The 10,145-nt window shown below is 67.9% G+C and carries 8 protein-coding genes; 6 read left to right on the top strand and 2 right to left on the bottom strand.

The annotated features are described in order from the left end of the window. The 3 genes from VKA86_06075 to VKA86_06065 form a co-directional block, all read left to right on the top strand. A partial coding sequence (locus tag VKA86_06075) for a hypothetical protein (GenBank protein HKK70765.1) occupies nucleotides 1-1,551 on the top strand: 1,551 nt, incomplete at its 5' end. Continuing rightward, nucleotides 1,548-2,075 (top strand): hypothetical protein, encoded by a 528-nt coding sequence (locus VKA86_06070; GenBank protein HKK70764.1) that lies wholly within the window; start codon nucleotides 1,548-1,550, stop codon nucleotides 2,073-2,075. The genes VKA86_06075 and VKA86_06070, both read left to right, overlap by 4 nt. A 9-nt stretch (nucleotides 2,076-2,084) precedes the next feature. Further along, nucleotides 2,085-3,854, top strand: coding sequence for a hypothetical protein (locus VKA86_06065; protein HKK70763.1), 1,770 nt, complete (start codon nucleotides 2,085-2,087; stop codon nucleotides 3,852-3,854). Here VKA86_06065 and VKA86_06060 read toward each other — a convergent pair. Both VKA86_06060 and VKA86_06055 read right to left on the bottom strand, forming a co-directional pair. Next, on the bottom strand, nucleotides 3,851-5,788 hold the full coding sequence (locus VKA86_06060) for a protein kinase (GenBank protein ID HKK70762.1): 1,938 nt from the start codon (nucleotides 5,786-5,788) through the stop codon (nucleotides 3,851-3,853). The genes VKA86_06065 and VKA86_06060 overlap by 4 nt on opposite strands. Beyond that, on the bottom strand, nucleotides 5,760-6,356 hold the full coding sequence (locus VKA86_06055; protein HKK70761.1) for a sigma-70 family RNA polymerase sigma factor: 597 nt from the start codon (nucleotides 6,354-6,356) through the stop codon (nucleotides 5,760-5,762). The genes VKA86_06060 and VKA86_06055 overlap by 29 nt, the downstream gene beginning before the upstream one ends. A gap of 515 nt (nucleotides 6,357-6,871) precedes the next feature. Here VKA86_06055 and VKA86_06050 point away from each other — a divergent pair. The 3 genes from VKA86_06050 to VKA86_06040 form a co-directional block, all read left to right on the top strand. Beyond that, a complete protein-coding gene (locus VKA86_06050; protein HKK70760.1) occupies nucleotides 6,872-7,399 on the top strand; it encodes a hypothetical protein in 528 nt (175 codons plus the stop codon). Between the two features lie 56 nt (nucleotides 7,400-7,455). Further along, a complete protein-coding gene (locus tag VKA86_06045; GenBank protein HKK70759.1) occupies nucleotides 7,456-8,112 on the top strand; it encodes a YiiX/YebB-like N1pC/P60 family cysteine hydrolase in 657 nt (218 codons plus the stop codon). Between the two features lie 502 nt (nucleotides 8,113-8,614). Then, nucleotides 8,615-10,145 (top strand): serine/threonine-protein kinase (locus tag VKA86_06040; protein HKK70758.1); only part of this gene is annotated, 1,531 nt, incomplete at its 3' end.

Here is a 10,145-nt window from a genome sequence, read left to right as displayed (position 1 = left end):
CAACGAGCCCGGGAGGCGTTTGCCGACGGCCGGCGGAGACTGCTGATCTTCGCCCGGGTATCGGACGCCGTCGGGCACGTCGACACGGACTCCCTGCGTGTCGACCTGGTCGGAGACGAGCCGGTCGATCCCGATCCACCGGCCGACGAGCCGCCGCGGATGCCGGTCCTCGACAATCCGCGCGATGCAGAGACGCTGATCGTGTCGCTCGGGACGCCGACGTTGTACCTGGAGATCGATTTTCTCGAGTTCGACGAGATGGCCCTGTTCCAGATCGCCACCGACGCCGACTTCACCACGCTGCTGCGCGACCGGACGGTGTCGAACAGCGCGCGGGCGGACATCGCCCTGTCGGATCTCGGGACCTTCTACTGGAGGGCCGGGATCACCGAGCCGGGTTCCGACACGCCCGACACGACCTGGTCGTCGGCGCGGTCCTTCACCCTGATCCCCGAGTCTCCGAGTGGTGTCGATTGGACGGGCATGCGTTTCCTCTCGAGCGCGACGTCCACGGCCGACGGCGGGATGATCGTGGTGGGGGTGTCGGGGGACGGTGCGATCGTCCAGAAGCGGGATGCGTCCCTGGACGCGGTCTGGTCGACGGTTCTCCCGAGCGTCGACATGGAGGCGCCGTCGCGGTGGGCACGGGCCGTGGTCCGCCCCGACGGGAGCATCATCGTGAGCTACGCGTTGCCGTCGTTCAGCGCGGACCTCGATGCACGGGTGGCCATTCTCGACGGCGACGGGACCATTCTTCAGGACGAGCCCCTGTCGTCCCGCATCGCCACGCCGGACGACCGCCGCGTGCTCGCCGCGACGTCGACCGCCGACGGCGTCGTCTACCTGGGCACCGAGCGTGACTTCGGAGAGAATCCGCTCCTGTACTCCGTCGCCCTCGACGGATCGACCGTCGTGGAGGAAGAGTTCGACTACGAGCCCGTGGATGCCGACCACTCGGCGGCGGACGGCGATCTCGCCTTCGTCACGAGCGAGGGATCCGGCGATGCGCTCGTCTGGCTGTGGTCGCCCGCGACCGGCGAGCGATGGCAGCGCAGCTTCAGCGCCGTCGGCGACTTCGAGAATCGGCGCGTCGCCCGTGACGACGCCGGCCGGACCTACGTCGGCGCCACACTCCAGGACGAGTCGATCTACCTGGCCGCCTGTTCGCCCGAGGGCACGCTGCTCTGGGAGCAGGTGATCTCGGCCGATCGCACGGGCGATGCGGAGTTGTCGCTCGAGGACCTGACCGTGGGCGGCGACGGACTCCTGTACGCGACGGGACGCGGGGACGCGACCACGTCGTTCAGCTCCTCCGGCCAGCGCACCGATTCCGCGGTGCTCGTCTCCGTCCGTTCCGACGGGTCGATCGACGCGATTCGGACGGCGCGTCCGGGGCGGGTCCACGCACTCGGAAGTCTGGTGGTGCCGAGGCCGGACGGCCCCTTCGTCTTCGGGTGGATGACCCAATCGTCGTCGTCGAGTCCGAACTCGGCGGAACGCATCCTCGCCATTCCCTTCTCGACCATCGTTCCGTTGGAGGTGGCACGATGATGCGCCCGAACGCCACGCGGATCCTCGTCGGACTCACCTGTCTGCTGATCCTCGGCATCGGCACGGACGTCACGGCCCAGACCGAGGTCGGCGTGCGCTTCGGCGCCCTGCGGACCTCGTCGAAGGAGCCCAACGGTCTGAAGACCGGACCCCGGCTCGTCGGTCTCACGGTGGGGCGCGAGGCGCTCCGGCTCGAGCGGTGGAGCCTGGGTGCGGAGGCGGCGCTCGACCTGTCGGTCGGCAGCGGCGACACGCGCAACGGTCCGCCGTGGGACATGACGCTCGCCGGCGCCTATCTCACCGCGCGGACGACCGATCGCTTCTACGTGAAGGGCCGGGTCGGTCTCGTGTACGAGCGGATCTCGATCGACGACGAGTTCGACGTCGCCGAGGACGCGATCGGTCTGTCGCTGGGCGCCGCGCTCGGAGCGATGGTGGCCGATGGGATCCGGTTCGAGATCAGTGGGACGGTCGTCGAGGAACAGATGGCACTGCTCGCCATCGGCCTACGGCGATCGTTCTAGGGAGGCGCGATGAACCGACTGTGTGCGTCGCGCACCTCGTTGCCGCGCGCCTCGGTGGCGCTCGCCATCACCTGTGTCTGCATCCTGGGAATCGCGGGTTGTCACTCGATGGAGCCCGCGGATCCCGGGGGAACCCCGCCGACGATCACGCTGGAGCGGATCGCCGGCCCGAACGTTCCCGACGCCTTCGAAGCGGTCGTGTACGAGGTCCGCGGTGCCGATCCGGAGTTCGGCCGCGTCGTCCACGTCTCCCTGGCCGTCGACGGCACGGTGATCGCGCGCGCGCGTGACCAGCGCACGACGTTCCTGCGCGTGGAGGTCGACCTGGGCGAGCACTGGCGGGCCCACAAGACGTCGCTGACGATCGAGGCCCGGGCCTGGATCGACGACGATCTCGAACGGCGGACCACGGCCGACCTTCCGGTGCAGCGCGACGGACTCATCGGCGCGGAGGTCGCGATCGAGCGTCCCGTCGACGGCGGGATCCACGTCTCGATGCCCGAGACCTCGACGCTGTTCGAGGCCGCGCTGAGCCGCGGAAACAGTGGCTTCGGGCAGCGACGCCCGGTTTCGATCGAGTTCGAGGTCCAGGACTCCGCGGGCAGGACGGTCGTGTCGTCCCTCGTTCCCTCGACACCCTACGAGCTGGAGATCGAGTCGCTGCCCTACGGCGACTACACCCTTCGGGCACGATGGGTCGCCGAGGAGGACGGGACCGTGCACGAGGGCCCCTACACGGCGCCCGTGGGATTCACGGCGCTCGACGGAACGCTGGGCGCGAGCATCGACGAGGATGCGATGCGCCCGGCGCTGTCGATGCTCGGCGTCCGGCGCGCGCGTGTGCTCGATCGGTGGGCGTTCCGCCGCGATGGCCGCTACACGATCCACGACCGCGACCTGACGCGAACGGGTGAAGTGCTCGATCCCGAAGAGTCGTATCAGAACTGGTCGCTCGACGCGGAGGGGCGCGTCGTCGTTGCCCGCGTGCAGCGCTCGGGACCCCGCCTGTGGATCGGCTTCCGCTGGTCCGACCCGCTGGGTGGGGCCTTCGAAGGAGAGACACGGATCTCCCTGCCGGTCACCGAATCCTGGCGCTACGAAGAATGGGTCCAGGCCCTGTGCCCGACCGTCGACGAACGCGTGGCGGTCGGTCTCGACGGGACCGGCGTGGAGGACGCGACTCCGCTCGCGCTGTTCGGCCCGGGCGAGGGCGTGGTGTGGCGATGGGATCAACCCCGGACCCGCGTGCGATCCATCGTCTACGACGCCGCTGACTCCGCGCTCGTCTTCCTGGCGCAGCAGTCGTGGCCGACCTCCAGGAGGCACGTGGTCCGCGTGGACGCCCGCACCGGCGTCGAGCAGTGGGACCGAACGATTCCCGGGGCCAGGTCCCTCCGTGTGGCGCCGGATGGTCGCTACCTGATCATCCAGGGCGACGAAGAGATCGCGTGGTTGGATCGTGACGGCGGCGGGTCCACGACCTCCTGGCCCGACCTTCCGTGGGATATCGAGCGGGTGGCGGTCCACGCCGACGGCCACCTCCTGGTGCTCGGCAGTCGCACCACGTTCGCCGAGGGCACACGGCGTGCATTCCGGGTGCTCGACCCGGCCGGCGCCGTCGTCCGCGAGCGCTCCTTCGAGAGTCCGCCGACCATCGTGGAAGTGGAGGACACGGAGGCCGGATGGTTGATCGTCGGCCGGGTGGACGACGATCGGGTGTCCCGGGCCGTCGTGCTGGAGGTGGATCGCGACGGGAACGTGTTGTCGTCGGCGAACTAGTCGCGACTGCTCGTGGCCGCCGTCGACGCCTTGCGCGGCACGCCGCGTACGTCGAGGAAGTCGAACCGCGCCGGGATCGGATCCCACGTGAGGTTCAGCGTGCGTCCCTCGCCGATTCCGTGCAGCGCGTACAGGGCGATGCGCGGGGTGTGCAGCGGGAACTCGCGTTCCTTCAACGTGCGGTAGTTGATGCCGTTGTCGCTGAACATCACCGTCCAGTGATCGCCGCGGCGGACGATCCGCAACCACGTCTGCGGGACGGGTCCGTCGTCGGCGAAGCGGTGCTGGCGCTCCACGCCGTCCGCATCGGTGGTCAGCCACAGATGGTACGACGCGGTGTCGAGCACCTCGTCGTCGCGTTCGAAGACCGTCTGCAGGCGTTGTTCCTGTCGGCGATCGCCGTCGACGAAGCGCCCCGACGACACCATCCCGAGCCGTACATAGTTGCGCTGGTCGGCCATGATCATGAGGCCGGCCTGTTGCCAGTTGTGCCGGGGCCAGAAGTGGAGCAACCGCGTGGTGACGACGAACGAGTCGCCCGGCGCGGCGATGCTCACGATGTTGCGCGCGGTCATGCCGCTGCGCTCCTCGTTCCAGGTGTCGCCCTGGTGCGTGTAGAGCGTGAGCTGACCGGGGAAGGCATCGGGATCCCAGATCGACGGATCGAAGCCGGCGACCTCGAAATCGGGGTGGTCGAGGGGGTCGAGGGCATCGTCGAAGTCGTAGCGGACGACGTACGGCGACGCGTTCGCTCTCAGGTCCGCACCGGACGGAGCAGGACGGTCGTCGTTGCCCACGATCAGCACCGTACCCAGCGATACGGCGAGCACGACGATGGCGAGCAGGGCGAGGACGGGCGGACGACGGCTCGGTGTGCCAGGAGCTCCGTCGGCCTCGGGTGGGTCCTCGCCGTTCGGTTCCGCGTCGAGTGCGCGCAGGGCACCGACGATCGCATCCGCCGTGGTCCTTTGCGCGGGCGTCGGAGTCGGCGCGTCCAGACAGGCCTCGACGACCTCGACGAGAGCGGGTGAGATCGACGTTCGGCACGAATCAAGGCCCATGCGATCGCCGTCGGCGTGTCGGGCGAGGAGTTCTTCGGGAGAGGTCGCCTCCACGGGATAGCGACCCGTCACCAGATGGAAGAGCAGGACGCCCAACGAATAGAGATCGTCCTGAGGCGTCCAGGCGCCCGTCTCCAGCACGTGCGGCGACATGTACAGCAGGGTTCCAGAGCGGTCCTCGGGAAGGTCGAGCGCGCGTTCGATCGAACGCACCTCGCCGAAGTCGACGACCACGGCGTGTCCCTCGTCGTGCAGGATCACGTTCGCGGCCTTGACGTCGCAGTGCAGCAGTCCCACCGCGTGCATGCGCGCGAGCGCTTCGGCGACCTGTCGGCCGATGCGGATCGCGCGCGCTTCGGGAAAGAGCCCGTCGCGCTCGACGAGCGCGGCGAGATCGGCACCGGGGACCGGCTCCATCCACAATCCCAGCCGACCCAGGTTGATCTGCACGCCGAGCACGGTCGCGACGTGGCGGCTCTGCACGCGCGCGAGGTCGCGGGCTTCTTGCAGGAGGCGCGTGCGCACGAGCGCGTCCTCGGTGAGTTCCGGACGGAAGAGCTTCAGTGCGACGGTCTTGTCGAGAAGCTCGTCGCGTGCCTCGTAGACCTCGCTGCGTGCCCCGTGCCCGAGCTTGCGGATCAAGCGCAACGAGCCCCAGAGCGGGAAGGGTAGCCGATCGTTGCCGTCGGGCATGGCGGCGGCACTGCTCTGCCGCACCCGGTCGAGCACCCGCAACGCTTCGAGCAGGTGCAGGTGGTCGTCGTCGAGCCGACCGTCACGGGTCAGCTCGTCGCGCTCGCGTTTCCAGTCGATCGCGTCGCCGTCGCACAGGCGACCGACCCATTCATCCAGGGGATCGGGGCGAGACGTCATCGGCCAGCAGCTCCGCGAGTCGCCGGACCGCACGTCGGGTCGCCATGCGTGCTGCATCGGGAGACGACTTCCCGCTGTGGATCGCGATTTCGTTGTAGCTCATGTGGAACTCGAGTCGGGCGATGACGAGTTCGCGAGCCGAGGGGTCGAGTCGACCGAGCGCATGCTCGTAGCGCGCGAGGTCCTGCCCCGTCATCAGTTGGTGCAGGGGATCCGGTCGTTTGTCCGGGATGTCGAACTGCACCTCGACCACATCCGGATGCCGCCCCACCTTGCGGATCTCGTCGCGGATTCGGTTCGAGACGGCCGCCTTGAGATAGCCGAGAAAGCCATTGCCGCCGTGGCGCCGAAGACTCGCGAGGTTGCGGAGCGAACCGATCGCGGCCTCCTGGACGAGGTCGTCGGTGTCGAGCAGCTCGCGGGCACGGAGCGGGATCCGGCCTCGGGCCCACTGCTGGAGCACGGGAAGGAACCGCGTGTACAGTGCTTCGCGGGCTCGCGAGCTGCCGGAGACGGCATCCAGGACGAGCGTCTCGGTCGGAAGGTCGTCGTGGCGAGCAGGTTCCATGGGGCGGGTCCGAAGAGCCTTCGGCAGCCTGCGTATCCCGGCGATGACGTGGAATCGGACCGGAATCCACGGTTCTGGCCAGTGGGCGCAGCGTCTGTAGCCCGCAGGGAGGCATTGCCAGGCGTGGCCCCCGACAGCGGGAGCAGCAGTATAGCAGCGATCCGCGCGTCGCTGGAAGCACTGGATTCCTGAGGATGGAGGGGCGGTGAGACCCGCCACCGCGTTCTGGATTCGTACGTTCCTTCGGAAGCCGAAGAGCAGATTCTTGCCTGCCCGTACTCGGAGAGACGACGGGGCACAGAAAACCGAACGGCCATCGTCTCGTGTTCGGTTCCGGTCGCAACGTCGTCTCTGATTGGTGAGGGGCGGCAAGGAGCCGGGTGACGTCGTCCGGCGCTCGCCGTTCGCTTGCGCGGCGCGGTAATCGTCCAACCCCGTCGTGCGCGAATATGCTCTCGAAGTCGCGCGCCCCTGCCCCACTCGAAACTGTCGTCATGATTCCGAGGGCTATCACCATGGCGCCCAGGGCCTACACGGAGGGAACGACCAGCGTCGTTTCGAACGTCCTGAATATCGTTTGTTACATGGCGGCTCTTGGGTTCGTGGCGGTGTGCTTGGTGTTGGCCGTGCTGACGGCCCTTGGCAGCGGCTGCGGTGTCCAGATCGAATCGGCGGGCTTGAAGGCGGTCGCCGTTGCGAGCGCCGCGTGCCTTGTCGGGTTGTCTTTTTGGTCGGGGCTCTGGCGGATCCCATTCAGCTTCGCGCGGGTCTATTCGTTCGACGGTGAGGTCCTGACCTACAGCACTCTCTGGTCGCGCGCGCCCCGTCGTCAGCACATCGAAGCGATTCGCTACGTTCGGCTCGAGGAGTCGCGCCACGGTCATCCGCTGTTCGTGCGGATCGGTTTCTCCGATGGGACTATCCTCTGTTTGGGGAACTCACTCTCCAGAAAGTCGCCGGAATGGGGTCTGGTTCAGGCTGTGGAGCGAGCTCTCATCGATCGGGGCGTTTCCCACGAGCGTATCTTGCCCATCGGACCGTGACGGAGCGATGGTCGGGCCCGAGGGCGATCTCGTGATGCGGGAGGAGGTGATCAACCATGAAAGACGAGCGCAAGCGCCCGGGCAAGCCCCGGCAAGTGGCGATGGTCCTGGCGTCAGCGATTGCAGTCGCCGCGCTTACGACCAGTGCATCCGGTTGCGCCGACGGCTACCATCCCCGAGAAGGAGATCTCGTCTTCCACGAGTCGAAGTCGGCGCAGAGTCGGCTCATCCAGAAGGCGACGAACAGTCGCTACAGCCACGTGGGGATCGTACACATCGAAGACGGTGAGCCCTTCGTGCTCGAGGCCATTGCGACCGTGCAGTCGACTCCGCTGGACGAGTGGATCGAACGTGGTGTCGACGGCCATATCGTGGTCATGCGCTTGAAACCCGAAGCCCTTCCGTCAGGCGGAGTCGCCGCGGAGCGCGTGCATCGCGCGGCGGAGCCGATGATCGGAGTCGAGTACGATTGGTGGTTCCAGTGGTCGAACGATCGCATGTACTGCTCGGAACTCGTATGGAAGATTCTTCGCGATGGGCTCGGAATCGAGGTCGGATCCAGGCAGTCCTTGGGGGCCTTCGAGCTCGACGATCCGGAGATCGCGGCGGAGATCGAGAAGCGATTCGGGGGCGAACCACACTTCGACGAGCCGATCGTGTCTCCTGTGGCGATGCTCGAGTCGGAACTGCTCATCGAGGTCTACCGAAATTGAAACAGGTTCGCTTCTGGCGAGGTGCTGGACACCTGACTGGTCGTGTCCGGTACCCCGCTGGCATCGTCTCTGATGGTGAGTGCCGCCGAGGGTGTTCCGTGTGAATCAGTGATGGACACGAGAGAACCGAGCGGACGTCGAACAACAGCGTCGGTCGGGGCCGAGCCTCGAAGGTGGTGAGTGCGATCCTGACGTCTGATGAGGGTTCGGTGAAATCCGAGTCGAGCAGAGGAGTCACGCCGTCGACTGCCACGGGCAAGGGCAGAGTCGGTGGAGGTTACCGAGGCGGGTCGAGTTGGGATGTTGCGATCGACTGTCGTGCTGCCGCTCGCAGTGCTTTCGACGTGTCGCCGCCAGACGGTGTGGCACAGAAGCGTGTCGGATTCCGCATCGTGCGAGTCGCGAAGTAGAGGCGTGGACCCATTTCGGGGTCTCGGCTAGAGTTGCGGCACCGTAGTCTTGCCCCGCGCTCCCTCGACGACTACCGGGAGTCTACGCCCTCATGCCACCTTTCCCCTCCATCCACGGCCTGCACCTCGACCGTGTCCTCGGCACGGGCAACAGCGGCACGGTCTACGCCGCTCGCCAATCCGGTGGGCTGGAGCTCGAGGTGGCCGTCAAGGTCATCCATCCTCACCTGATCTACTCCGAGCTCGACGCCCGTTTCGAGGTCGAGAAGGCCGCCCTGGCCAGCCTGCGGCACCCCGGAATCGCGCACGTGCTCGACTCGGGCACCAGCGACGAGGGTCTGCCGTATCTGGTGATGGAGCGGGTCGACGGGCAGTCGATCGACGAGTACTGCGATCGCAACCGATTGGGAGTCGAGGAGCGGCTGGAGGTCTTCCTCCAGGCGGCCGGCGCGGTCGAGGCGGCGCACCTGCAGGGGATCCTGCATCGCGACCTGAAGCCGGCGAACATCCTGGTGACCGACACCGCGGACGGGCCGGTCGTCAAGATCATCGACTTCGGTCTGGCCAAGATGCTCGATCCGCTGCCGGAACACGCGTTGGAGAGCATGGCCGGCAGCCAGCTCGGAACGCCGCTCTACATGGCGCCCGAACAGTTCGGGTTCGCCGGGCCGGTGGACACGCGGGCCGACGTCCACGCGCTGGGCGCCGTCCTGTACGAGCTGCTGACCGGTCGGCACGTCGTGGACGTCGATGCCCTCGAAGGCCTGGACATCGGCCAGCAGCGCGATCTGCTCACGAAGACTCCGCGGATCCAGCCCTCCGTCCGTGTGCGGCAGGGGGGCGACGACGCCGACGCGATCGCACGGGCGCGCGGAACCGATGTCCGTGCCCTGTCGCGCCGACTGCGCGGCGAGCTCGACGCCATCTGCCTGCACGCCCTCGCCCACGATCGTGAGGAGAGGTACCCGTCCGCGCAGGCACTCGCCGAGGACCTGCGTCGCCACCTGCGCGACGAGCCGTTGCAGATGTCCACGCCGAGTCTCGCCTACGTCCTTCGCAAGTCCGCGGCGCGGAATCGGCCGCTCGCGGTGACCGTGGTGGTGGCCCTGATCGCGATCGCGGGTCTCGGCGTGGGGCTGGTCGACGCCACCCGCGAAGCGCGGCAGCAGGCGCGGGACGCGCGTTCCCTCTCGGACTTCCTGCTCGGTCACTTCTCCGGACAGGACACGGCGGTCGGCGACGAGGCGCTCCCACGGGCCGAGGTGGATCGCGCGTACGAGGAGCTGCGGGCTCGAGATCCCGCCCCGGAATCCGAGGACGCCGTGCGTGCCTACCGGCGCATGTCCCTTGCCTACGAGCAGCTCGGGGATCCCGACCGCGCCGACACCGTGCTCCTCGACGGGATCGATCTCGTGCTGCGACCCGTGGCTGCCGACAGCTCGGCCGCGCTCGACCTCGTGCTGGACCGTGCCCGGCTCGCCCTGCGCTCCGAGCGCCACGACCGCGCCGACACCCTCGGCCGCCACGTGCTCCGGGAGTCCGAGCGCATCGGAGCCGGAGAACTGTCGACGCTCGCCCACTCCGTGCTCGGACGGTTGGAGATCCGACGGGGCCGTCCCGGCG

Source organism: Candidatus Krumholzibacteriia bacterium (assembly GCA_035268685.1).
GTDB lineage: Bacteria > Krumholzibacteriota > Krumholzibacteriia > JAJRXK01 > JAJRXK01 > JAJRXK01.
This window is presented reverse-complemented; position numbering and strand designations above follow the sequence as displayed.